Origin of the sequence: Neorhizobium sp. DAR64872/K0K18, assembly GCF_050500175.1 — a bacterium.
Taxonomy (GTDB): domain Bacteria; phylum Pseudomonadota; class Alphaproteobacteria; order Rhizobiales; family Rhizobiaceae; genus Neorhizobium; species Neorhizobium soli.
Window position 1 is genome coordinate 603,104 of sequence record NZ_CP191446.1, and the last position, 23,872, is coordinate 626,975.

24 protein-coding genes are annotated in these 23,872 nt (G+C 61.8%); 11 read left to right on the forward strand and 13 right to left on the reverse strand.

The window, feature by feature from the left end; genetic code table 11:
* Positions 1 to 17: 17 nt before the first annotated feature.
* Together ACQY1P_RS08275 and ACQY1P_RS08280 are read left to right on the forward strand one after the other, a co-directional pair.
* Positions 18 to 1,718 carry a Ppx/GppA phosphatase family protein gene (locus ACQY1P_RS08275; RefSeq protein WP_430256025.1) on the forward strand — a complete coding sequence of 567 codons (1,701 nt, stop codon included), beginning with the start codon at positions 18 to 20 and terminating at the stop codon, positions 1,716 to 1,718.
* Positions 1,715 to 2,518, forward strand: a complete 804-nt coding sequence (locus ACQY1P_RS08280; RefSeq protein ID WP_430256027.1) for an RlmE family RNA methyltransferase — start codon at positions 1,715 to 1,717, stop codon at positions 2,516 to 2,518. The genes ACQY1P_RS08275 and ACQY1P_RS08280 overlap by 4 nt, the downstream gene beginning before the upstream one ends.
* 2 nt (positions 2,519 to 2,520) lie before the next feature.
* Here the strand turns inward: ACQY1P_RS08280 and ACQY1P_RS08285 are convergent, their stop codons facing one another.
* The gene (locus ACQY1P_RS08285) at positions 2,521 to 3,942 is read right to left on the reverse strand and encodes an MFS transporter (protein ID WP_430256029.1); all 1,422 of its coding nucleotides are present in this window, start codon (positions 3,940 to 3,942) and stop codon (positions 2,521 to 2,523) included.
* 211 nt (positions 3,943 to 4,153) lie between these two features.
* On the opposite strand from ACQY1P_RS08285, the gene ACQY1P_RS08290 reads away from it, so the two are divergent.
* The 4 genes from ACQY1P_RS08290 to ACQY1P_RS08305 all read left to right on the forward strand — a co-directional run bounded on the left by ACQY1P_RS08290 (position 4,154) and on the right by ACQY1P_RS08305 (position 7,851).
* The gene (locus ACQY1P_RS08290) at positions 4,154 to 5,170 is read left to right on the forward strand and encodes an MBL fold metallo-hydrolase (protein WP_425503192.1); all 1,017 of its coding nucleotides are present in this window, start codon (positions 4,154 to 4,156) and stop codon (positions 5,168 to 5,170) included.
* 187 nt (positions 5,171 to 5,357) lie between these two features.
* The gene (guaB, locus tag ACQY1P_RS08295) at positions 5,358 to 6,842 is read left to right on the forward strand and encodes an IMP dehydrogenase (RefSeq protein WP_062579261.1); all 1,485 of its coding nucleotides are present in this window, start codon (positions 5,358 to 5,360) and stop codon (positions 6,840 to 6,842) included.
* 133 nt (positions 6,843 to 6,975) lie between these two features.
* Positions 6,976 to 7,347, forward strand: coding sequence for a hypothetical protein (locus ACQY1P_RS08300; protein WP_062453741.1), 372 nt, complete (start codon positions 6,976 to 6,978; stop codon positions 7,345 to 7,347).
* An 84-nt stretch (positions 7,348 to 7,431) separates the two neighbouring features.
* Positions 7,432 to 7,851, forward strand: a complete 420-nt coding sequence (locus ACQY1P_RS08305; RefSeq protein WP_113167801.1) for an MAPEG family protein — start codon at positions 7,432 to 7,434, stop codon at positions 7,849 to 7,851.
* Positions 7,852 to 7,875: 24 nt separating this feature from the next.
* Here ACQY1P_RS08305 and ACQY1P_RS08310 read toward each other — a convergent pair whose 3' ends face one another.
* Complete coding sequence (locus tag ACQY1P_RS08310; protein ID WP_430256031.1) at positions 7,876 to 8,823, reverse strand: LysR substrate-binding domain-containing protein; 948 nt, start codon at positions 8,821 to 8,823, stop codon at positions 7,876 to 7,878.
* 212 nt (positions 8,824 to 9,035) lie between these two features.
* Here ACQY1P_RS08310 and ACQY1P_RS08315 point away from each other — a divergent pair, with 212 nt between their 5' ends.
* A complete protein-coding gene (locus ACQY1P_RS08315) occupies positions 9,036 to 9,323 on the forward strand; it encodes a DUF1127 domain-containing protein (RefSeq protein WP_062579265.1) in 288 nt (95 codons plus the stop codon).
* Positions 9,324 to 9,421: 98 nt separating this feature from the next.
* On the opposite strand, the gene ACQY1P_RS08320 is transcribed toward ACQY1P_RS08315, so the two are convergent.
* From ACQY1P_RS08320 to ACQY1P_RS08340, 5 genes are all read right to left on the reverse strand, one after another.
* Positions 9,422 to 10,213 (reverse strand): DUF937 domain-containing protein, encoded by a 792-nt coding sequence (locus ACQY1P_RS08320; RefSeq protein WP_430256033.1) that lies wholly within the window; start codon positions 10,211 to 10,213, stop codon positions 9,422 to 9,424.
* Between the two features lie 88 nt (positions 10,214 to 10,301).
* On the reverse strand, positions 10,302 to 11,675 hold the full coding sequence (locus ACQY1P_RS08325) for a glutamate--cysteine ligase (RefSeq protein WP_430256035.1): 1,374 nt from the start codon (positions 11,673 to 11,675) through the stop codon (positions 10,302 to 10,304).
* 152 nt (positions 11,676 to 11,827) lie between these two features.
* A complete protein-coding gene (locus ACQY1P_RS08330; RefSeq protein ID WP_113109536.1) occupies positions 11,828 to 12,565 on the reverse strand; it encodes a 16S rRNA (uracil(1498)-N(3))-methyltransferase in 738 nt (245 codons plus the stop codon).
* Between the two features lie 17 nt (positions 12,566 to 12,582).
* Positions 12,583 to 14,091 (reverse strand): inorganic phosphate transporter, encoded by a 1,509-nt coding sequence (locus ACQY1P_RS08335; RefSeq protein ID WP_430256677.1) that lies wholly within the window; start codon positions 14,089 to 14,091, stop codon positions 12,583 to 12,585.
* 41 nt (positions 14,092 to 14,132) lie between these two features.
* On the reverse strand, positions 14,133 to 14,639 hold the full coding sequence (locus ACQY1P_RS08340) for an NUDIX hydrolase (protein ID WP_174195683.1): 507 nt from the start codon (positions 14,637 to 14,639) through the stop codon (positions 14,133 to 14,135).
* 292 nt (positions 14,640 to 14,931) lie between these two features.
* On the opposite strand from ACQY1P_RS08340, the gene ACQY1P_RS08345 reads away from it, so the two are divergent.
* From ACQY1P_RS08345 to glcF, 3 genes are all read left to right on the forward strand, one after another.
* A complete protein-coding gene (locus ACQY1P_RS08345) occupies positions 14,932 to 16,365 on the forward strand; it encodes an FAD-linked oxidase C-terminal domain-containing protein (RefSeq protein ID WP_430256037.1) in 1,434 nt (477 codons plus the stop codon).
* Between the two features lie 40 nt (positions 16,366 to 16,405).
* Positions 16,406 to 17,602 (forward strand): FAD-binding protein, encoded by a 1,197-nt coding sequence (locus ACQY1P_RS08350; RefSeq protein WP_430256039.1) that lies wholly within the window; start codon positions 16,406 to 16,408, stop codon positions 17,600 to 17,602.
* A 79-nt stretch (positions 17,603 to 17,681) separates the two neighbouring features.
* Positions 17,682 to 18,998 carry a glycolate oxidase subunit GlcF gene (gene glcF, locus ACQY1P_RS08355; protein WP_430256041.1) on the forward strand — a complete coding sequence of 439 codons (1,317 nt, stop codon included), beginning with the start codon at positions 17,682 to 17,684 and terminating at the stop codon, positions 18,996 to 18,998.
* Positions 18,999 to 19,203: 205 nt separating this feature from the next.
* On the opposite strand, the gene ACQY1P_RS08360 is transcribed toward glcF, so the two are convergent.
* Positions 19,204 to 19,905: a L,D-transpeptidase gene (locus tag ACQY1P_RS08360; RefSeq protein WP_244473998.1), complete on the reverse strand. Its 702-nt coding sequence runs from the start codon at positions 19,903 to 19,905 to the stop codon at positions 19,204 to 19,206.
* 149 nt (positions 19,906 to 20,054) lie between these two features.
* Positions 20,055 to 20,849 carry a L,D-transpeptidase gene (locus tag ACQY1P_RS08365; protein ID WP_062453730.1) on the reverse strand — a complete coding sequence of 265 codons (795 nt, stop codon included), beginning with the start codon at positions 20,847 to 20,849 and terminating at the stop codon, positions 20,055 to 20,057.
* 188 nt (positions 20,850 to 21,037) lie between these two features.
* On the opposite strand from ACQY1P_RS08365, the gene ACQY1P_RS08370 reads away from it, so the two are divergent.
* The gene (locus ACQY1P_RS08370) at positions 21,038 to 21,679 is read left to right on the forward strand and encodes a DNA-3-methyladenine glycosylase I (RefSeq protein ID WP_062453729.1); all 642 of its coding nucleotides are present in this window, start codon (positions 21,038 to 21,040) and stop codon (positions 21,677 to 21,679) included.
* Here ACQY1P_RS08370 and ACQY1P_RS08375 read toward each other — a convergent pair.
* Genes ACQY1P_RS08375 through relB form a run of 4 tightly spaced genes read right to left on the reverse strand, consistent with a single transcriptional unit; the run spans position 21,666 to position 23,864 of the window.
* A complete protein-coding gene (locus ACQY1P_RS08375) occupies positions 21,666 to 22,370 on the reverse strand; it encodes an HAD family hydrolase (protein ID WP_062453728.1) in 705 nt (234 codons plus the stop codon). The two genes, ACQY1P_RS08370 and ACQY1P_RS08375, sit on opposite strands and share 14 nt — an antisense overlap.
* A 60-nt stretch (positions 22,371 to 22,430) precedes the next feature.
* On the reverse strand, positions 22,431 to 22,808 hold the full coding sequence (gene copM, locus ACQY1P_RS08380) for a CopM family metallochaperone (protein WP_430256043.1): 378 nt from the start codon (positions 22,806 to 22,808) through the stop codon (positions 22,431 to 22,433).
* Between the two features lie 36 nt (positions 22,809 to 22,844).
* The gene (locus ACQY1P_RS08385) at positions 22,845 to 23,597 is read right to left on the reverse strand and encodes a hypothetical protein (protein WP_430256045.1); all 753 of its coding nucleotides are present in this window, start codon (positions 23,595 to 23,597) and stop codon (positions 22,845 to 22,847) included.
* Positions 23,598 to 23,630: 33 nt separating this feature from the next.
* Positions 23,631 to 23,864 (reverse strand): type II toxin-antitoxin system RelB family antitoxin, encoded by a 234-nt coding sequence (gene relB, locus ACQY1P_RS08390; protein WP_430256046.1) that lies wholly within the window; start codon positions 23,862 to 23,864, stop codon positions 23,631 to 23,633.
* Between the last annotated feature and the right edge of the window lie 8 nt (positions 23,865 to 23,872).

A 23,872-nucleotide genomic window follows, 5' to 3' on the forward strand; every position in this document is an offset into this window, starting at 1 on the left:
CGAGATGGACTTATAAAGTGATGAACCCCGATAGCGGCGGAAAGCCGCCGGAAGGCGGGGCGTCGGCGGAACTGCGCAGGGATGTCAAGAACTCCCGGCGCCGCAAGGCGAAGCGAAACGGCAAAGACCGTGACGCGGCGTCGATGGCGCACGCAAACCCGGCTGAAAAGGCCGGCCAGGCCGGACGCCCGCACGGCATGAAACCGGATGGTGGCACATCCGACGGCGGGCGGCCAGAGCCGGGCTCACCGCATCCGCGCAAGCGCAAGCGCCGTCGCTCCCGTTCGCGCCCCGCGGTCACGGAGAATTCTGCACATGCGCCAAACCCATCCGTGGATGGTGGCGATCGCCTATCTGGCGCCGATGCGCCGGCGGGCGAAGGCTTGCGCGGTGACGCCAAGCCGGCCGGAAAGCAGCCGCGCCAGCAGGGCCCGCAGCAGGATCGCAATCAGAGCCGCAAGAAGAAGCGTGCCGGTCGGGGCCCGCAGGGTCGGCCGCTGACGCAGGCCAAGCAGGGACCGCTGGTCACCGCCAAGACGGTTTCGGCCGCAGGCCACGCCGGTTATGCGGCGCTCGGGCATGAAATCCATGGTTCTCCCGGCGCCGACAAGTTCGCAGGCTTCCGCGACGAACTCTATGCAGCCCTTGATCTCGGCACCAACAATTGCCGTCTCCTGATCGCCCAGCCGACGCGGCCGGGCCAGTTCCGGGTCATCGACGCGTTTTCGCGCATTGTCCGTCTGGGCGAGGGGCTGGCTGCAAGCGGTCGCCTGTCGACGGAAGCGATGGATCGCGCCGTCGATGCCTTGCGCGTGTGCGCGTCGAAACTTGCGCACCGGCCGATCCGCCGCATGCGGCTGATTGCCACCGAAGCCTGCCGCGCTGCCGAAAACGGCGAGGCATTTCTGGCGCGGGTCACTGAGGAAACCGGGCTCGAGCTCGAAATCATCGATCGCGAAACCGAGGCGCGGCTTGCCGTGTCCGGCTGCTCGTCGCTGGTCGGTCGCGAGGCCCGCTCCGTCGTGCTGTTTGATATCGGCGGCGGTTCGTCTGAAATCGCGGTCATCCGCATCGGCGACAGCCGCTCGTCGCGGCTCGCCAACCACATTACCCACTGGACCTCGCTGCCGGTCGGCGTCGTGACGCTGTCGGAACGCCATGGCGGCCGTGATGTCACGCCGGCCGTCTTTGCCGGCATGGTCGATGAGGTCGAGGGCATGCTGTCGAAGTTCGATTGCCCGCCGATCGGTTCCCCGCACCAGCAGGGTGCCGAGGACTTTCATCTGATCGGCACATCCGGCACGGTCACCACGCTTGCCGGCGTCCATCTCGATCTGCCACGCTACGATCGCCGCAAGGTCGATGGTCTCTGGCTGTCGGATTCCGAGGTTTCCGCCATGCAGGCAAAGCTCCTCTCATGGGATTTCGCCGGCCGTGCCGCCAATGCCTGCATCGGTCCTGACAGGGCCGATCTGGTTCTTGCCGGCTGCGCCATCCTCGAAGCGATCCGCCGCCGCTGGCCGAGCCAGCGCATGCGGGTTGCCGATCGCGGGCTGCGCGAAGGTCTTTTGACGGATATGATGGCTGATGACGGTGTCTGGCGCCGCGGCAGGGGACGAAGGTTCGGCCAGGGGTCAGGCAACGGTTCAGGCCAGGGCCACCATCAGACGAATAATTCAGGCCACGGGCAGACGCAGGAAACGGGACGCAAGCAATGACGAAACCATCCGTTGGCGGCAACCGCACCGGTCGCAAGCTTGGCCAGAAGGTCAAGAAGGGCAAGCTGAAGGCGTCTTCACGCCGCTGGCTGGAGCGCCATATCAACGATCCCTATGTCCAGCGCGCCAAACTCGAGGGTTATCGCGCTCGGGCGGCGTTCAAGCTTCTGGAGATCGACGAGAAGCACCAGTTGCTCAAGGGCGCGCGCCGCATCATCGATCTGGGTGCAGCCCCCGGCAGCTGGTCGCAGATCGCCGCCAAGGTCACCGAATCCAGCGATGACGATATGCGCGTCGCGGCGATCGATTTTCTTGAAATGGCGCCGCTTGCCGGCGTCAAGATCCTGCAGCTCGACTTCCTCGATGACGACGCGCCGCGCCAGCTGATGGAAGCGATCGGCGGCACGCCGGATGTCGTCCTGTCCGATATGGCGGCACCGACCACCGGTCACCACCGCACCGACCACCTGCGCACCATGCATCTGTGTGAAGTCGCCGCGCATTTTGCCGTCTCGGTTCTGGGCGAGGGCGGACATTTCCTGGCGAAGACCTTCCAGGGCGGCACCGAGAAGGACCTTCTCGACATGCTGAAGAAGAATTTCAAGCAGGTCATCCACATCAAGCCCGGCTCGTCGCGCCAGGAATCGGTGGAAATGTTCCTGCTTGCAAAACACTTCAAAGGTCAGGCCCACAGGCTCGCCAACGAAGCGGGCGGCGACCATCCCGGCGATGATGCAGCGGACGAAGCACAGGATGATCCGCGGGAACAGGCGGGCGACGAGGGCTTCGGCCGGGACTGAGTTTACTCGCCGGCTCCCGGTGTCGGCTCTACCTGTCCGACGCGCACTCCGCGCCGGTGTCCCGATACGTCGGCGCCGGTCATCGGGTCGAGCTTGAGGATTGGGATCACCGCAAACACCGAAACAGCGGCGACGATAAAGAACGCGAGATGGAAATCCGCGAGCGCCAGCTGGCTGCCGGAAAATGTCGACGACATCTCCAGAATGAAGGCTGCAAACGCGACGCCGAGTGCCAGGCTCACCTGTTGCAGGAATGAGGCCATGGAAGTCGCCTGGCTCGCCTGCTGGTCCGTAATCTCCGAATAGCCGAGCGCATTGGCACCTGTGAAAAACAGGGAGCGGAATAATCCTGCCGCGAGCAGCGCGCCGATGATCACGATATGGGGTGTGTCCGGCGTGAAGAACCCGTTGACCGCCGTCGATGCTGCGCCAAGGATGCCGGCAAAGATCAGCGCGGTTCGAAAGCCTGTCATCGCAAACACCCGCCTTGCAAGGAACTTAACCGTCAGCGCACCGATCGCACCGGCGAAGGTGATGAGGCCGGACTGAAACGGATTGAGGCCGAAACCCAGCTGCAGCATCAGCGGCATCAGGAAGGGGATCGCCCCGGTCGCGATGCGAAACATCGTGCCGCCGGTGGTGGAGGCACGGAAAGCCCGGTCGTTGAAGATCGTGAGGTTCAGCACCGGAAACGGATGCCGCTTGGCATGGAAATAATAGAGAATGCAGGCGGCAAAGCCGGCAAACGTGGCCGTGATGCCGACGACCGGCGGCAGCGCCGGCAGGCCGATTACCGAAAGGCCGAAGACGACGCCGGATGCCGCGACCGAGGTCAGCAGAAAGCCGAACCAGTCCATTCGAGGCGTCTCCACCGGCGGCACGTGCGGCAGGTAGATGCCGGTCAGGATCACGCCGGCGATGCCGATCGGCACGTTGATGATGAAGATCCAGTGCCAGGAAAAATAGGTGGTGATGAAACCGCCGATCGGCGGCGCGGTCAAAGGCCCGACCAGCGCCGGAATCGTCAGAAGCGCCATGGCGGAAACAAGTTCGCTGCGCTTCGTCGTTCGCAGTAGCACCAGACGGCCGACCGGCGTCATCATTGCCCCGCCCATGCCCTGCAGGAAGCGCGACATCACGAACTGCAGCAGTGACTCGGAGATTGCGCAGAGGATCGAGCCCACGATGAAGACGCAGATCGCCAGGCGAAAGATCTTCTTTGCCCCGAATTTGTCGGACATCCAGCCACTCAGCGGAATGAACATTGCAAGCGCCACCATGTAGGATGTCAGCGCCAGTTTCAGCGTGATCGGGCTGACCCCGAGATCGGCGGCGATGGTGGGAAGTGCGGTGGCGATGACGGTCGAATCCATCTGCTCCATGAACAGAGCGACGGCCAGAATAAGCGGAATGATGCGGTTCATGGGGAGGGCCTGCGATACGCGACGCACTTCAACGTCCCCGCTCTAGACCTGTTCCGGCATGAAGCCAATTGCACAATGTCAATTTCCGGGAGACCATGTCACGTCTGCGTGAGGCTTGTTTCCCTTTGCCTGTCGCCTGTTATCTATTCGTGTGCGGGGCTTGGGCATTTTCGGTGCACCCCCGAAAGCTTTCAAACGGAGGGATGAGATCATGACGTTCAAGGACGAACCAAAGGGCATGGAACGCCGCACGCTGCTGGGAAGTGCCGGACTGGCCGTCCTCGCGGCGCCGGCTATATGGAGTGGCCAGGCGCTGATGAGCAGCAAAGCGCTGGCACAGGAGAAGAAATTGGCAATCGATCGCGTAACCCCTCCCGACATTCATAAATTCAAGCTCGGTAGCTTCGATGTTCTCGTGGTGAAGGATGGCTCCCGCGCCTCCGGCACTCCGAACGAGACGTTTGGAACCAACCAGTCGGCCGAGACCGTCAGCGCGCTTCTCGCAGACAACTTTCTGCCGACCGATCAGTTCGTCAACGGCTTTTCCCCGACGCTCATTGATACCGGCAGCGACGTCATCCTGTTCGATACGGGCTTCGGCCAGTCGGGTCATGCCATGGGTGCCGGCCGTCTGGTCGAAGGCATGGCGTCTGCCGGCTATATGCCGGGCGATGTCACGAAAGTGGTCCTGACCCATCTCCACGGCGACCATATCGGCGGCCTGATGGAAGACGGCAAGCCGGCCTTCCCCAAGGCGACCTATATCACCGGTCAGACGGAATATGATTTCTGGGTCGACGGCGCCCGCGCCGGAACGCCCGCTGAAGGCAATCAGAAGTCCGTGCTCGCCAATGTGAAGCCTCTGGCAGACAAGATGACCTTCATCGGAGAGGGCGACGACGTCGCACCCGGCATCACCGGCATGCTCGCGCCCGGCCATACGCCCGGCATGATGATCTTCAACGTGGAATCGCAGGGCAAGCGCCTGATCCTCACGGCCGATACCGCCAACCACTTCGTCCTGTCGCTGCAGCGCCCGGACTGGGAGGTCAAGTTCGACATGGACAAGGCAAAGGCGGCCGCAACCCGCAAGCGCGTGTTCGATATGATCGCCACCGACAAGGTCGCCTTCCTCGGCTACCACATGCCGTTCCCGGCCGTCGGCTACGCCGAAAAGCAGGAAACCGGCTACCGCTTCGTGCCGAAGAGCTACCAGTTCGATATCTGACGAATATTGACGCGGGAAATTCACAGCTATGCAAACCCGGAGGGCCTGCCTCCGGGTTTTAAATGTTCCCTTCCTGTCATTATCGTGTTACCAGCCCTCGCCAACTTCCAAGCAATTGTTGCCGGAACGTCGGGACGTATTCACGGTCCTGAGCGGTCCCGCATTTTTAAGATCGAAGGAATTGGCAATGGCTCGTATTATAGAAACGCCGACCGGTCTCGACGCCCTCACATTCGATGACGTGCTGCTGCAGCCGGGGCATTCCGAAGTCCTGCCGGGCCAGACCAGCGTCGCCACGCGCATTGCCACTGATTTCGAGCTGAACATTCCGATCATCTCGTCGGCGATGGACACCGTCACCGAAAGCCGTCTCGCCATCGCGATGGCGCAGGCCGGTGGTCTTGGCGTCATCCACAAGAACCTGACCCCGGTCGAGCAGGCTGAACAGGTCCGCCAGGTCAAGAAGTTCGAAAGCGGCATGGTCGTCAATCCGGTCACGATCGGCCCCGACGCGACGCTCGCCGATGCGCTGGCCCTGATGAAGACGTTTCACATTTCCGGCATTCCTGTTGTCGAAGCCTCGGGCCGTCTGGTCGGCATCCTGACCAACCGCGATGTGCGCTTTGCCTCGGATCCGGCCCAGAAGATCCACGAGCTGATGACCCATCAGGGTCTCATCACCGTCAAGGAAAACGTCGATCAGCAGGAGGCCAAGCGCCTGCTGCATACCAACCGCATCGAAAAGCTGCTCGTCATCGATGGCGAAGGCCGCTGCGTCGGTCTCATCACCGTCAAGGACATCGAAAAGTCGCAGCTCAACCCGAACGCCTCCAAGGATATGCAGGGCCGCCTGCGCGCCGCTGCCGCGATCGGCGTCGGTGAAGATGGTTTCGAGCGTGCCGAGCGGCTGATCGAAGCGGGCGTCGATCTTCTGGTCGTGGATACCGCACACGGCCATTCGGCCCGTGTTCTCGAAGCCGTCACCCGCGTCAAGAAGCTGTCCAACCACGTCCGCGTCATGGCCGGCAACGTTGCCACCGCAAGCGGCACCAAGGCGCTGATCGATGCAGGCGCAGACGCCGTCAAGGTCGGTATCGGCCCGGGCTCGATCTGCACCACCCGTATCGTCGCCGGCGTCGGCGTTCCCCAGCTCGCCGCCATCATGTCGGCGGTCGAAGCAGCGCAGGCGCAGGACATTCCGGTCATTGCCGATGGCGGCATCAAGTTCTCCGGCGACGTCGCCAAGGCGATCGCATCCGGCGCGTCGGCCGTTATGATCGGCTCGCTGCTCGCCGGCACCGATGAAAGCCCCGGCGAAGTCTATCTCTACCAGGGCCGCTCGTTCAAAGCCTATCGCGGCATGGGTTCCGTCGGTGCCATGGCCCGCGGTTCCGCCGACCGTTACTTCCAGGCTGAAGTCCGCGACACCCTGAAGCTGGTGCCGGAAGGCATCGAAGGCCAGGTGCCCTACAAGGGTCCGGTTTCCGGCGTCATCCATCAGCTCGCAGGCGGCCTGAAAGCTGCCATGGGCTATGTCGGCGGCAAGGACATCAAGGACTTCCAGGAGAAGGCGACCTTCGTTCGCATCTCCGGTGCTGGCCTGCGCGAAAGCCATCCGCATGACGTGACGATCACCCGCGAAAGCCCGAACTATCCGGGCTCCGGCGCCTGAACGTAGCGACGTCCAAAACAACAGGGCCGGGCATAGTAGCCCGGCCCTTTTTATTTCGTGCCCCCAGTATCCGCCAGCACAAATTTTGATATCTTCTCGTCGTCGATAGAGATCGACTTAAGGGGAGACTTTCGTGAAGAGAACAGTTCTTGCTGCGGTGCTTCTGGGCGCCGCTTTCATTGCGCCTGCCCAGGCGCAGACCGTCAAGGCCGGCGCGTACACGGTTGAGGGCACCAATCTCGACGGATCCGCCTATGACGGCACCGCCACCATCAAGCTGACCAGCGAGACGACCTGTGCCATCGTCTGGAAGACGGGTTCGGGCAAGAAGGCCACGTCGAACGGCATCTGCATGCTCTATGAGAACGCTTTTGCCGCAGGCTACGTGCTGGATGGCGAAGTTGGCCTCGTCGTCTATGAGGTGCGCGATGATGGCGTGCTGGAAGGTGCCTGGACGATTTCCGGCCAGGACGGATCCGGCACCGAAACCCTGACGCCGCGGTAGTCCAAGTCTGTGTAAGGAGGGCCGTCGGCCCGTTGTCGGCGGCCTTTGCTTCGTCTATGCATTCTTATGACGACAGGAGGATCAATGCTTTCCACCAATGCAACGCTCTGGCCGATGATCGCGCATGTCGCGCTCGTCTTCTGTCTCTACTGGATGCTGTCGAAGAAACGCGTTGCCGCCGTCAGGTCCGGCCGCGTCGAGGCGGCGCAGTTTCGCGAGAACCTGCAGGAACCGGCAGAAAGCCTGCTGGTTCACAACAACATCAAGAACCAGTTCGAACTGCCGGTGCTGTTTCACGTCGTCTGCCTGGTGCTTTATGCGTCAACCGCAGACAACTGGGGCACGGTGGCGCTCTCCTGGCTCTTCGTCGCCTCCCGCTTTGCCCATGCCTATGTGCATGTGACCAGCAACCGCCTGCGCTACCGCCGGCCGCTGTTTATGCTCGGCTTTTTCACGCTGGGCGCGCTCTGGGTCTGGCAGGCCGTGTGGCTTGCCCTCAACTGAGGGCAGGGGTGCTTTTCCTCTGCATTACCAGCCGGGCATCACCGAACCGCGCGACCGCACCATGCGCGGAAACGCCTTGGTGTCGGCATCGAGATCTTCAGGCACCACGGCCGGCGAGATATTGTCGAGGCAGGCGGTGATATGGTCGGTGATGGCGTTCATCAGCGACGGTGAGACCCCCGGCCGCTTCATCAGGCCGATCTGCACGGGTGGCAGCGGCGGAAAACCGTCGGCAGCCGTCAGAACCTTCATGCCGGGCCGCAGCGCCGATTCCGGCAGCACGGAAACAGCCATGCCGGCAAGCACGGCCGCCGCAACGACGGTCGACGACCAGCTCGTAAACAGGACCTGATATTCGCGGCCTGACGCATCCAGCGCCGAACAGGAAAGCTGGCGCCAGAGGCAGTCACGCCGACCGACCGCAAGCGGCACCGGCGCGTCGTCCTTCAGCGTGTGGTTGGCCGAACCCACCCAGCACAAAGGCTCGGTGCGAACCACGTCGGAGATCCGCTGACGCGGGTTGTGTGTGACGAGCGCGATATCCAGCTCTCCGCGCGCCATCTTCTCGGCAAGGCTGACCGAGGGTTCGCAGACGATGTAGAGCTCCACATTGGGATGCGTCTTCGCAAACCGTCCGATGATTTCGGGCATGTAGCGGTCGGCGTAGTCGTCCGGCGTACCGATCCGGATCGAACCTTCCAGGCGGTTGTCGTCGAAGGCGGCGATCGCCTCGTTATTGAGTCTGATGATGCGCCTTGCGTAATTCATCAGCTTTTCGCCCTCGGCCGTCACCCGGTTGCCGCGCCCGTCCTTGGCAAACAGCTGCTTGCCGATCCGTTCTTCCAGCCGGCGCATCTGCATGGACACCGCCGACTGGGTCTTGAACACCCGATCGGCCGCCTTGGTGAAACTGCCGGTGTCGATGATGGCGATGAACGTGTGTAGCTGATCGATGTCGAGCGGTGCGGACATGCAGGCCTCCAGATGAACGTCATTCATAAGAGCGATTGATGCATATCATTAGAAACATTCGTTGGACTGATCAATAGATTTTCCCGCATAAACACGATGCAAAATCAGAACCAGCGAAGGCCTCCTCCCGGATGCCTTCACAAAGGGCAACCTTTCCGCAAAGCCGTTGTGGAAGGGGTGAGCCTCTCCGTGCCTTACGAAAGGATGATCCGATGAGCACGACCAACTACGGAACCGAACTGAAGCTTTACCCTGCAGCAGCGAAGACCCGCTTTGCAGCGCAGATCATGCTTCGAACGAAATCCGTATGGCGCGCTCTTCGAAATCGCTTCGAGGCCAATTCCCTTCACGACCTCGATGATTACCAGCTCGAAGATATCGGCATTACCCGCCACGATGTGGTGAAGGCGCTCGATCGTTCGGGCGTTCTGGATGACCCGTCGCGGCTTCTGACGCGTGCCGCCCGCGAGCATGCGCGCAACCGCTTCAAGCGGCTCTAGCGAGCCTCAAGTTTCCCCGCAGGGCGATTGCCAATAGCCCTGCCTTTGCCCGGCCGGTTTATCCGCGCCGGGCTTTTTCGTTCAAGTGACTTTTTCGTTCAGGGCTTGGCCGCTTTTCCAGTGCCGAAGTAACCGTCGAACATCGTCTCCAGGCTCTTCTGGTAGCCTTTATTCGCCTCGACGCCGCTGTCGAACATCCGGTTGACGAGATCCGCATAGGTTTGGGCAGCGCCCGGAGCGGTGGCGGAAGGCTGCGGCTGCTCTGGCTTTTCCAGGCCCCACATCGCCCGCATCGCCTGTGCAAAGGGATTGTCCAAGGGATTGCTCGTCGCGTCCGGATTCGGTGCCGCCTTGTCAAAACCCATCGCGGTCATCCACTGCTTCTGCATCGTCTCCAGCGCCGGGCCGAACGTATCGCCGCCGGCCGGAAACTGGGTCGCGAAAGGCGCGCCCATCTGCCCGGTAAACTGTTTGAAGAAGCCGCCCATCAGCGTATTGGCCATGCCAGGCATCATCTTCTCGATGATGTCCTTGCCGATGCCGGTAAACTGCTCCACCTGCGCGGCGACTGCACGGGACACCTCTTTTGAGCCGAACACCTTCTCCAGAACGGCATTGCCGTCGGCTGTGCCCTGCGGCGTGAAAGCCTTGCCCATATCCTCGAAATATTTGCCATAGGCGCCGGAAAACACGGTGCTCATCAGCTCCGAGAGGTCGTAAGGGTTTGCAGCCTTGCGCTTGAAGCCGGAGGAAAAGGCGGGCATCAACGCCGCCATTGCTTCAGAAACCTGTTCCTGGGCAAGATTGAACTGCTTGGCGAAGGCCTCCATGGATGCGCCGCCGCCCTGGCCCCCTCCGGCCTTCATCATCATCTCGAACAATGGCAGCATGGGCATCCTTTCCGGCATGGGTGACACACCCACTATAGCCGGAAAGGCAAAGCCTGAAAGCGGATTATGGAGCAGCGAATGCTCCTGCTCAGTAAGCGTAGTCCTTGAACGCCGGCTCGACCGAGCCTTCCCAGCGCCCGTTGAACAGCGCCAGCATTTCGTCGGCAAGCGTTGCCTTCTTCACCAGAATTTCTTCCAGCGGACGAAGGAAAATCGTCTCGTCGTCGCCCTCGGCATTCTTGCGCGCGCGGGCCTTAAGGCCGGCCTTGGAGATCAGCACGCTCTCGCGGGCGATATCGAGAACCGACACGCCACGGATCTCTGCTGAAAGCCCCTTTGATGGAACGGTGTCGCGCATCTGGACGACGTCTTCGAACGTCCAGTCCTTCGTCAGTTCCTGCGCATCCGCAAGCGCCGTGTCGTCATAGAGCAGACCCACCCAGAAGGCGGGAAGCGCCGAGATGCGATCGAGCGGACCGCCATCGGCACCGCGCATTTCCAGGAACCGCTTCAGCCGCACGTCCGGGAACAGTGTGGAAAGATGGTTGATCCAGTCGCCCGTCGTCGGCTGCCAGTCGTCGACCGTGCCCTTCAGCACGCCATCCATGAACTGGCGGAAGGTGATGTTGGTACAGTCGTGATACTTGCCGTTGCGCACGATGAAATACATCGGCACGTCGAGCGCCCACTCTGCATAATCGGCATAGCCGAAATCGGAGTTGAACACGAAGGGCAGCACGCCAGAGCGGCTGTTGTCGGTGTCGCGCCAGATGTCGCCGCGCCAGGAGGATAGTCCGTTCGGCTTTCCCTCGGTGAACGGCGATGCCGCAAACAGCGCGGTCGCGATCGACTGCAGCTTCATCGACACCCGCATCTTCGCGGCCATGTCTTCCTCGGACGAGAAGTCGAGGTTCACCTGGATCGTGCAGGTGCGGTACATCATGTCCAGACCCTTGCTGCCGACCTTCGGCATGAAGCGGGTCATGATGTCGTAACGGGATTTCGGCATGCGCGGCGTTTCTTCGCGCGTCCATTTGGGGCTGCCGCCAATGCCGAGGAAGCCGATGCCCATCGGCTCGGCAATCTCCTTGACGAGAGCGATATGCTGCTCGGCCTCGGTCGCCACCTCGTGCAGCGTCTCCAGAGGCGCGCCCGAAAGCTCGAACTGGCCGCCGGGCTCGATCGAGATCGCGCCCATGCCAGATTGTTCGCCAAGCCCGATGATGTTCCCGCCATCGGTGATCGGCTCCCAGCCCAGCCGTTCCTGCATGCCATTCAGCAGCGCGGAAATGCTGGCTTCACCGGCATAGGGCACGGGCGAATGATCGGCTTTGAAGAAGACGAACTTTTCGTGCTCGGTCCCGATCCGGAATTTTTCCTTCGGTCGCGGTCCCTCGGCCATGTAGCTGGAAAGCTCGGCCACCGAAGAAAGCGGGGTCTGGTCGGTGGTGTCGCGGGCCATGAAAACTACCTTGTTCGGAGTGCCGTATTTAGAGAGCGAACGTCCGGCTGATTGGACCGGAATGATGTGCGGTGCAAGTGAATTTCTTTCAACGCTGGTTTAGAAAAACAGGCAGCTGTGTGTCAAATCTGTCGCGCCGGTTGGGAGCATGTTCAACGCCAGTCGCCGATCGAAGCCTGGACCACGGCAAGTGCTGCAACCGCTGCGGTATCGGCCCTCAGGATACGCGGTCCGAGCGGAATGGCACTGACAAATGGCAGCGAACGCAGACGTGCCCGTTCTTCTTCGGAAAACCCGCCTTCCGGGCCAACCAGCAGCGCCAGCTTGGTCTCCTCGATCTTTGCGAGGATCGTCAGCGGGTTCTGTCCCTCATCGCCCTCGTCGCAGAAAATGATGCGCCGGTCGGACGGCCAGTGGTCGAGGACATCGCCGAGTTTCTTCGGCGAAAGGACCTGCGGGACTGACAATATGCCGCACTGTTCGGCAGCTTCGATCACGTTCGCCTGCAGCCGTTCCATGCTCGTAATCTTGCCCTGCACGTGCTGCGTCATGACGGGTTGAAGCGTGCCGGCGCCCATTTCGACCGCCTTCTGCACCAGATAGTCCAGCCGTCCCACCTTCAGCGGCGCAAACAGGTAATGCAGGTCCGGTGCTAGCGGCTGCGGGCGCACCTGCTCGATCGGTTCAAGCGCGATCTTCTTGCGGCTCGGAAAGATGAGTTTCGCCAGCCATTCGCCGTCGCGCCCATTGAACGCCAGGATCTCGGCACCCTCAGTCAGGCGCAGCACATTGGCGAGATAGTTGAAATGCTCCGCTCCCACCTCCTGGTGCTCTGCCTTGGCAAGAGGGGCGTCGATGAACAGGCGCTGTATCCGGAAATTGGCACGCATGGGAAAACTTTCGAAACTCAGACGAACAGCGCGAAGATAACCGTCGCGACCAGCGCTGCAAGCGCAGCCGATGCCGGCAGCGTAATCATCCAGGCGGCGATGATCGACAGGAAATGCGAGCGGCGCACCAGAAAACGGCGTTTCACCTCGTTCTCGTCGTGCTCGTGCTCCTGACCGACATCGGGATCCTTGCCGGCCCTGACCCGCATATACTCGTAACGGCGGCGTGAATGGCGCGTGTACCATTCGCGGAAAAACCCGACGCCGAACACGGCGCCGACCGCAATATGCGTGGAAGACACAGGCAGGCCGACCCAGGATGCGACGATCACCGTGAGCGCCGTCGAAGACGATACGCAGTAGGCGCGCATCGGATTGAGCTTGGTGATTTCGGCACCCACCAGCCGCACCAGTTTCGGTCCGTACAGCAAAAGGCCGAGCGAGATACCAAGCCCGCCGATCACCAGCTCCCACAGCGGTATGCCGACAGGTGCGGACATGCCGCCGCGTTGCGCTGCCGCAACGATCGCTGCCAGCGGACCAATCGCGTTCGACACGTCATTCGCCCCATGCGCGAACGACATCAGCGCCGCGGCAAACACCAGCGGAATGCGAAACAGCTTGCGCAGCGACTGGTTGCGGTTCTCCAGTCCGCGCGACTGTCTGGCGATGACAGGGATGACCAGTCGCCAGACGGCAAGACCCGTGATCAGCGTGATGGCGGTCGCGGTCAGTTTTGACACCGTTATCAACTGCCCAAGACCGACAAGCGAGAGGTAGCCCGCAAAGGCGCCCGCCATCAGGCCGATCAGGATCGGCACCCATGTCCGGGCAGAAGCGATCTTGTCCTCGCGGTAGATAATCGTTTCCTTGATCAGGAACAGCAGGCCGGCAGCAATCGTGGCGCCAAGCAGCGGCGACAGGACCCAGCTTGCGGTAATGCCGCCGACGGTCGCCCAGTTGATGGCCGAAAAACCGGCCGCCGCGATGCCTGCACCCATCACGCTTCCGACGATCGAATGGGTGGTAGAGATCGGCGCACCGAGCCATGTGGCGATATTGATCAGGACGGCGGCGGAAAGCAGTGCCGCCATCATCGCCCAGATCATCACGTTCGGATCAGTGATTACGCCGGCACGCATGATGTTGTTGGCGATCGTACCGGCAACGCTGCCGCCGGCAATCACCGCGCCGGCGATTTCGAACACTGCCGCCAAGCCCAGGCCGAACGCCATCGTCATCGCGCGCGCGCCGACGGCTGCACCGATATTGTTGGTGACGTCGTTGGCGCCGATATTCATCGCCATATAAGCCGCAAGCGCAGAGGCCGCGATCACCACCACGGCGCCCGGATGTCCGGTCACATAGGACGCGGCAAAGATCGCCACCAGCACGATGAACAGCAGCGCAGCACCCGGCGCCGCAAGGCCGCGCGACGTCTGGCGCGCGGCGTCTTCCACCGAGGAGAGCTTTTCGAGATCCTTGTCGAGCGTCGGCTTGGCCAGACGCGGCCGCGTTTGGCCCATCATTTATTCCAGTATACGATTTTGGTTGGTCGAGCGGACTGTCAGCCTGCGGCCTTGATCGGCACCGTTGAACGAAGCGGATCCATTTTTTCGGCAAACCGCAGGAAGAGAATTTTCAGTTCCGGCTCGTTGACGCGGTTGGCCGCTTCCTCGCAGGAGACCCATTCCAGCTTCCGGGATCCTTTTTCCGGAAAATTCTTCAGGCAATCGGCAACTTCCAGTGCGTGAACCTGCACGCGCACCAGCACTTTCAGGCCGCTGTCGAGGGTCTTGCGGTAGTGGAAGAAGCCAAGCGCGTCCTTCTCGACCTTACCCTTGACGCCCACTTCCTCGTAAGCCTCGCGTTCGGCTACCTGATGCGCCTTCTTGTCCTTCATCGGCCATCCCTTGGGAATGACCCAACGCCCCGTATCGCGGCTTGTGGCGACCAGAACTTCCAGCTGCGTCCGCTTCTTCGTCAGGCGATAGCACAACGCGGCATACTGCTGTCGCGCAGGGCGCTGCAGCATCAAACGAAGATTGCCGGTCAGTCGGTCCATCAAGCCCAATTTCGAAACGCCTCCAAAAAATGTATGTTGCTAATATAATGCTTGCGCCGGGCTTAACGAGCAAAAGAGGATTATTTTAGGAGAATCATCTCTAAAGGCGCATTCTCCATTCTGAAGCCGGCTACTGTTGCGTCAACGTCTATTTTGCGCGGACCGCGCTTTGTACGCTGATAATGTCGAGAGCGGATCTGTGGTTTATGCGTGGGCAACCCGCATTCGAGTTGATGTGCGACACCGTCATGGCATACGCTGTAACGAGATAGAGAAAGCCACGCGTTCTGAGGAGGAGGCCATGGCCGAGGCAATCGCATTCCTGCCGTCACGCGCGTCCGTCCTGTCGCGGCGGGATAACATCGTGACCGATCTTGCCCGTCTCGTACCGGCGGACTGTCTCATCCACGAAGAACGCGAACTCGCACCGTTCGAGACCGACGCCTTCATCTCCTATCGGCGCGTCCCGCTTGCCGTCGTCCTTCCACGCACCACGGCGCAGGTTGCGGCTGTGATGAAATACTGCCATCGCCACGCCATTCCGGTCGTTGCAAGGGGGGCGGGAACCTCGCTTTCGGGTGGGGCCATTCCGCAGGAGGATGCTGTCGTTCTGGGCCTCTCCAAGATGTCGCGGGTGCTGGAAGTGGACTACAGCAATCGCACCGCCACCGTGCAGGCCGGCGTCACCAATCTCAGCATCTCGGAAACGGTCGGCATCGACGGGTTTTTCTATGCGCCGGACCCGAGTTCGCAGCTCGCCTGCACGATCGGCGGCAATATCGGCATGAATTCCGGCGGCGCCCACTGCCTGAAATACGGCGTCACCACCAACAACCTGCTCGGCGTCCGGATGGTGCTTGTCGATGGCACGGTGATCGAGCTTGGCGGCAAGCATCTGGATGCCGCAGGTTACGATCTTCTCGGCCTCGTCTGCGGCTCGGAAGGCCAGCTCGGCATCGTCACCGAGGCGACGGTGCGCCTGATTGCCAAACCGGAGGGCGCGCGCCCGGTCCTGTTCGGGTTCGATAGCTCGGAAGAGGCGGGAGCCTGCGTCGCCGATATCATCGGCTCCGGCATCATTCCGGTGGCGATCGAGTTCATGGACAAACCGGCGATCGAGATCTGCGAGGCGTTCGCCAAGGCCGGCTATCCGCTGGATGTCGCAGCGCTCCTGATCGTCGAGGTGGAGGGGTCGGAAGCGGAGATGGACGCGACGCTCAAAGATATCGTCGAGATCGCCCGAAGGCATCAGGTCAAGACCGTGCGCGAATGCCAGTCGGCCACCGAGGCGGCGCTGATCTGGAAAGGCCGCAAATCCGCCTTCGGCGCAACCGGCCGCATCGCTGACTATATCTGCATGGACGGCACGGTGCCGCTCGGCAAACTCTCCTACGTGCTCGAAAAGACAGCCGAAATCGTCGAACGCTTCGGCCTGCGCGTGGCGAACGTCTTTCACGCGGGCGACGGCAACATGCATCCGCTGATCCTGTTCAATGCCAACGATCCCGAAGAAGCCATGAAGGCGGAGGAAGTCGGCAACGAGATCCTGAAGCTCTGCGTCGATGCCGGAGGCTGTCTCACCGGCGAGCATGGCGTCGGTATCGAAAAGCGCGACCTGATGCGGCACCAGTTCACGCAAGCCGAACTCGACCAGCAGATGGCAATCCGCTCAGCCTTCGATGAGCAATGGATACTGAACCCGTCCAAGGTGTTTCCGCTCGAGGGGCGCAGGTGAATTTCATGCCCACCAACACCATTCCTGAAGTGGGTTTCCTTTGCTGATACCCCATTCCGAAACCGATGCCGCCTATGTCATCCGCAGCGCCGTGGCCGATGGCCGGAAGTTCGCGCTCTGCGGCGGCAACACCCGCTCCGGCTTCGGCAATGCCACCGAGGGCGCAGAGCCCCTGTCGTCGCGCGGCCTCACCGGCATCGTCGATTACGACCCGGCCGAAATGGTGATGACCGTCAAGGCCGGCACACCCGTCGCCGAGGTGGAAGCGGCCCTTGCCGAAAACCGCCAGATGATGGCGTTCGAGCCGATGGATCACCGCGGCATCATGGGCACGTCAGGAGAGCCCACGATCGGCGGCGTGTTTGCCTCCAATGTCTCCGGTCCGCGCCGCTTCGTGGCGGGAGCGGCGAGGGACAGTCTTCTCGGCATCCGTTTCGTCAACGGCAGCGGCGAATTGCTGCGCGCGGGCGGGCGGGTGATGAAGAACGTTACCGGCCTCGATCTGGTCAAACTTCTCGCCGGTTCGCACGGCACGCTGGGATTTCTGACTGAAGTGACCTTTCGCGTACTTCCGGTGCCGCAGACGGTGGAAACCATCGTCATCTCCGGCCTGGACGACGAGACCGCCGCCAAGGCGATGGCGGCCGCCATGGCGCTGCCGGTGGAGGTGTCCGGTGCCGCCCATCTGCCCCAGACCGTGCGAGCCCGGTTTATCGATGGCGCCTTGCCCGAGAACGAAGCAACCGTCCTGCGTCTCGAAGGCCTCGCGGCCTCCGTCGCGGTGCGCGCCGAAAAGCTTGTCGCCGTGATGGAGGCCTTTGGTCCGGTCGTCAGGCTCGGCATGGAACAGAGCCTTTCGCTCTGGCGCGAGATCCGCGACGTCCACCCCTATGCCGACGGTGCCGGTCGGCCCCTCTGGCGCGTCTCGATGGCGCCGATGGCCGGCTGCCAGCTGGTCGCCGCCCTTCGCATGGAGGCAGCCGTCGATGCCTATTACGATTGGCAGGGCGGGCTGGTCTGGATGCAGATGGAGGCAGATCCCGAAGCCGAGTTCCTGCGCGGTTACATCCGCGCTCTTGGGGGAGGCCATGCGACGCTCATCCGTGCCTCGAAAACCGCCAGGTCCACGACCCCGTCATTCGAGCCGGTGCCGGATGCCGTGGCCGCACTCTCGGCCCGGGTCAAACAGAAACTCGACCCGGCCGGGATCTTCTCGCCGGGCAAGATGGGGTGGTGATCATGAGACCATTATCGGTATCGCGGTCCTGGGCCGCTTGCGGCAGGCGGGGCCAAGTTGACAGGGAAGAAGCGTACTGATGCAGACCTCCTTCACCCCCGAACAACTGCTCGATCCGCATGTGGCGGAGTCCGAAAAGATCCTGCGCCGCTGTGTTCATTGCGGCTTCTGCACCGCCACCTGTCCCACCTATGTGACGCTGGGCGACGAGCTCGACAGTCCGCGTGGCCGCATCTATCTCATCAAGGACATGCTGGAAAACGATCGGGCAGCCGATGAGCAGGTCGTCACCCATATCGATCGCTGTCTGTCCTGCCTCTCCTGCGTCACCACCTGTCCCTCCGGCGTCGACTACATGCATCTGGTCGATCACGCCCGCATCCATATCGAAAACACCTATCGCCGGCCGCTTGCCGACCGGCTGATCCGCAGCCTGCTGGCCGCGGTCCTTCCCTATCCGGAACGGTTCAGGACGGCATTGTCGCTGGCAAGGCTCGGCCGGCCCTTCGGCCCGCTGTTGAAGCGCATCAAGCCGCTTCGGCCCCTCGCAGCCATGCTGGAGCTCGCGCCGAGAGCCGCCCCACCGGCCGGATCAGCCCCCGCGATATCGCAGATGCCGCAACCGGAACGCCGCGGGCGGGTGGCGATCCTGTCGGGTTGCGCCCAGCCGGTGCTCGATCCTGGCATCAATGCCGCGACCCACAGGCTGCTGTCGCGCCTCGGCGTCGAGGTCGTGAGCCCGCAAGGCGAAGGCTGCTGCGGCGCTCTTGTGCATCACATGGGGCGCGAGGAACAGGCACTCGATTTCGCCCGCAGCAATGTCGATGTCTGGACCCGCGAAATCGAAACGGGCGGTCTCGATGCAATCATCATCACCACGTCCGGCTGCGGCACCACGATCAAGGATTACGGCCACATGCTGCGGCTCGATCCGGCCTATGCGGACAAGGCAGCAACAGTCTCGGCGCTCGCAAAGGACATTACCGAATACCTGTTCACGCTTGATCTTGCCAAGCTGGAGCCGAAAAAGCTCACCGTCACCTATCATTCTGCCTGTTCGATGCAGCACGGCCAGAAGATCGTCGCAGCACCAAAGCAGCTTCTGAAGGCCGCAGGCTTTACCGTCCGCGATCCCGCAGAAGGCCACCTCTGCTGCGGATCGGCCGGGACCTACAATATTCTGCAGCCGGAAATTTCAGGCCAGTTGAAGGCGCGCAAGGTCAGGAATATCGAAGCGACGAAGCCGGACGTGATCGCAACAGGCAATATCGGCTGCATCACCCAGATCGCGTCTGGAACAGCCATCCCGATCGTCCATACTGTGGAACTGCTGGACTGGGCCTATGGCGGGCCCGAACCGGCAAAGCTCGCGAAAAAGGCAAAGGCACTCGTCTAGGCGAGGCCGGCCGATCTTACCCTAAAAGGCGACATCGTCGTCTGATTGCCGCCGGCACCGCCCACTCTCCACCCTCATGCCTGTGCTTGTCACAGGGAGTGAGCAGCGTCGCGTCCGCGATGCGGAAGAGTCTCTTCGGTCCGTTAACCTAGACCGACCGCATTCCTGTGACGCGCACAGGAATGCGAGAAGAGATGCCTAACAATCAGCCGCCGAAGATGGTGCGGAAAATGTCGAGGCCGCGGTCTTCGAAGGCGACGTCGCCCGGCTTGCTGCCGGGGCCGATGACCACGACCTTGGAGCCGACAGCAGCGCGCGCGTAAAGATGCTCGACATCCTTGTTCATCATGCGGATGCAGCCGGACGAGAGGTTGAGGCCGATCGTCCAGGGCTGGTTGGTGCCGTGGATGCGGAAGATCGTGTCACGGCCGCCCTTGTAGAGATACATGGCGCGGGCCCCGAGCGGGTTTTCCGGGCCGCCCTGCATGACGACGGGCAGCTTGATGCCGCGGCGGGCCTCACGGGCGCGCATTTCGGCAGGGGGCGTCCAGGTCGGCCATTCCGACTTGCGGCCGATCGAAACCACGCCCGACCAGCCGAAGCCTTCGCGACCGACGCCGATCCCGTAGCGGGTAGCGCGGTTGTTGCCCTCGACGTAGTAGAGAAACTTGTTGTTCGTATCGACGATGATCGTGCCCGGCGCTTCATTGGTGGCGAACCGAACCTTCCGGCGCTGGAATTTCTCCGGCACCGTGCGGTTGCGCACCGAAGGCGCCACGTCGCTGGCGGTCGTCTGCGGCCGCGCCGAACTGGAGCTCTGCGCTGAGGCTGCGTGGGTCGAAGCATCCACTGCCAGAATCGAAACCATCATGCCGGCCACGGCAAACAGCATTTTACCCGATTTCATCCTTACCCCCTGGTATTTTCGTCTTGAACTGCAGGAAAACATGTCCCGACCCATCGCCCGCGGCAAGATGAGACGAGGTGAATATACACGGGCGCTCAACGATCGCCGAAGCCACCGTGGCCATATGGCCACAGCAGCCGCGGTGGCGCTTACATCACGATGACTTTGGTGCCGACATCAACACGACCGTAGAGGTCTGTCACGTCCTCGTTGCGCATGCGGATACAGCCGGAGGAGACGGCGCTGCCGATCGTCCAGGGCGCATTCGTGCCGTGGATACGGTAGAGCGTCGAGCCGAGATACATGGCGCGGGCGCCGAGCGGGTTTTCCGGTCCGCCATCCATGCGGGCGGGAAGGTAGTGGCCCTTGGCAGCCTCGCGGCTGATCATTTCCTGCGGCGGGATCCAGCTCGGCCATTCGGCCTTGCGGGTCACCTTGTGTTCGCCGGCCCATTCGAAGCCCGGCTTGCCGACGCCGACGCCGTAGCGCCGGGCCTGGCCATCCGCCATGACAAGATAGAGGAAGCGGTTGTTCGTATCGATGACGAGCGTGCCCGGCTTTTCCTTGGTGTCATAGGCCACCATCTGCGGCAGGAACTGCGGATCGATGCGGCTGCGTGCCGGCGCGTTGGGCCGCATGGCGACCTGTTGCGCTCTCGGCTGACCGCGATCGAATATGCCACGGCGCACCGGCCGCGGCTGGGCCTGCTCGCGGTATATCACCCGCGGCTGTGCGGTCTGCTGCCGGTCGTTCTGCGGCTGGCGATATTGGCGAACGGTTGCTGCCGATCGTCCATTCGGTCCGGCAAGCTGCATCACCCACGGAGCGGCAAGATCCGGGCTGACGATGACCGGCGGGCGGTCGCCGTAGCGGTCGTTTGCCAAAGCTGTGTTGCAAAGCGCGGTCGTCAGGCCTAGGGCCAGAAGCAGGGTCTTCGTCGTCATCGGTTCCACGTCCACTCGTTTACGGATCTGGCGGCCATGGTGAATGGCACGTCAAAGCGTTTGGTAAACGGGTGGGGTGTTCGGCGCTGTAATTCGCATAAAGCTTTTGGCAGGGTTACCGGCCCGTGTGTAAACATGGTTGCCGCAAGCTGAAGACCTGTCAGACTGACGTTAAGGATTGGATTGTCATGGTTTGGGAGAAGCAAGTGGCCGGCATCATCACGAGCGAAGATGGGAAGGGCCGCTGCTTCTGGCACGGCGGTCTCGAAGACTACCGCCGCTATCATGACGAGGAATGGGGCCGGCCGATGGCCGACGATATCAGGCTGTTCGAAAAGATCTGCCTCGAAGGCTTCCAGTCCGGTCTCTCGTGGCTGACGATCCTGCGCAAGCGCGAGAATTTCCGCGCAGCCTTCGCAGGCTTCGATTTCGACACCGTGGCGCAGTTCGGTCCAGACGATGTCGAACGACTGGTGCTCGATGCGGGCATCATCCGCCATCGCGGCAAGATCGTGTCCACCATCAACAATGCCAAGCGCGCCGTCGAGATGCGCGATGAGTTTGGCACCCTCGCCAAATTCTTCTGGAGTTTCGAACCTCGCGAGGAAGACCGACCCGCGATCATGGATCTCGCCACGCTGTGCGCCAACCCCACGACGCCAGTCTCCGTCACACTGTCCAAGGTGCTCAAGAAGCGCGGCTGGACCTTCGTTGGCCCGACAACCGTCTATGCCTTCATGCAGGCCATGGGCCTCGTCAATGATCATTTCGAGGGCTGTTTCTGCCAGCCGGAGGTCGCGCAGGCACGGCTGAATTTCAAACGGCCATGACTTCGGTAAGGACCCGCTGCAACTCGCCAAGGTTCTCGATCTTGCGGAAACGCGGCGCTTCGGTCGGCGCGTCCACATGTTCCAGGACCCAGGTCAAGGCATGCGGCACGTAAACGCCCCAGGATCCCGCGGCGATGGCCGGCACGATATCTGACTTCAGCGAGTTGCCCACCATCATCGCCCGTTCCGGCCCGTCGGCCAGTTTTTGGAAAATGCGCCGATAGGTGGTGGCCGTCTTGTCCGAAACGATCTCCACCGCATCGAAGAAATCGCCGAGGCCCGATTGCGCCAGCTTGCGTTCCTGGTCGAACAGGTCGCCCTTGGTAATCAGCACCAGCAGATAATGGCCGTTCAGCGATCTTAGCGTTTCTTCCACATGCGGCAGCGCCTCGACCGGGTGGCGCAGCAGCTCCCGGCCGATATCGAGGATTTCGCCGATGGTGCGGGATGGTACGTTGCCGTCCGTCACTTCGATCGCGGTTTCGATCATCGACAGGGTAAAGCCCTTGATGCCGAAACCATAATATCCGAGATTGCGCTTCTCGGCCTCCAGCAGTCGCGCGGAAATATCCGCGCCATCGCCAAAATCGCCAAGCAGCTTTTGGAAGTGCCGTTCCGTCAGGCGGTAGTATTGTTCGTTCTGCCAGAGCGTGTCGTCGGCATCAAAACCGATTGCGGTAATCGGGCGCATGTCACTAGCCTCCAGACCGTCAAGATACGGAAGGATGCGACGTTGGACAAGCTTCGAAGCTTACTGTCCCTTCGCCTTCAGCCATGCCTGCATCTCGGCAATTTCCTTTTCCTGCGCCTTGATGATCTCTTCAGCCAGCTTGCGCAGGTCAGGGGCCTTGCCGTGTTCCAGCTCGACCTTGGCCATATCGATCGCGCCTTGGTGGTGAGCGATCATGCCGCGCGCGAAATCGACATCTGCATCGCCGGAATAGTTCAGCGACATGTCGCTGTGCATTTTTGCAGCCGCATCCTTGTAAGCCTTCGTAGACGGGCTTGTGTCCGTCTGTCCCTGCGGCTTTGTCGAGGAATGGTCATGCCCCTTCATGTCCTGCGCAACGGCGAGGCTGAAGGAGAGGGCAAGAACGGCGGCGGCGATGGGGAGCGTGCGTATCATCATGCGCTGAGGCTAAAACGCGGGTTCGCGCAAATCAAGCTACCGCGCGATCACATCATGGACAGCCTGATAGTCGCGGCCGAGTTCTCCATAGGGCGCAACCGGCCAGCTCCAGGTCCGAGATGCCTGCGGCGGCGCAACGCCGGCCAGAAGATCGGTTGTCTCCAGAACCTCTCCCTGCCGATCGACAATTCTATAGGCGGTATCGGTCAACAGGATCTGGCGGCAGGGCAGGGCAGAAATCCCGTCGAGATGCGTGCTGACAAGCTTGGCAACAATGGCATCCGGTTCCGCGTGCCTCATCTCCTCGAGCTGCCGCCGGGCACCGACGCCGATCTGCGACAGGATGTTGGCCGAGACGACGAGATCGAGATACGGCACCTGCCGCAGAAACGCCAAAGGCTCCGGCACCGCGCCGGCAAGCGCCTTGTCGAGACCGGAGAGATTGCGCGAAATCAGCCGCACATTCCGGTATCTGCGCGCAAGCATCCGCAACCGCACGGAGGCGAGATGCACCAGATCGACCAGCACCACCGTATCGAAGGCCTTCGCCAGATCCTCGATCGGCACGTCACGCAACAGCCCCGAGCCAAGCACGACGACGGTCCGCCGCTGCTTCATGTCCGCAATAGTCTCGCGAATGAACGTCTTGCAATTCTCCTCATGCGGTGCCCAGGCGTCGGCGCAACGTCTGGCACGCGACCAGAGATTGACCGAGGACCGGATGAATGGCCGAAATTCGGATGACGTGACCGGCAGGGTCGCGGTGTAATGAAGCGCTTCGAGGATCATGGGTGAGCGGTAGAGGCCTGGCTGCCAGTTCTGTCAACCATTCAGGCCGAGCTCGCGTTCGAGTTGTTCCGTCGTAAACGTGCCTGAATTGCCATTTCGGACTTCTCCAAGATACGCTTCAGCGACTGCCACATCATGGAGATCTTCGAGATGCTTGTAGAGAACCTGAGCAATATAAGCGTCGGTATCGAAGCCATGCAAATCGGCATAGCGCCTCAGAAGGCGATGCATCGGTTCCGGGATTTCGATCGTGACGCGCTTGTTCATGGCCGTAA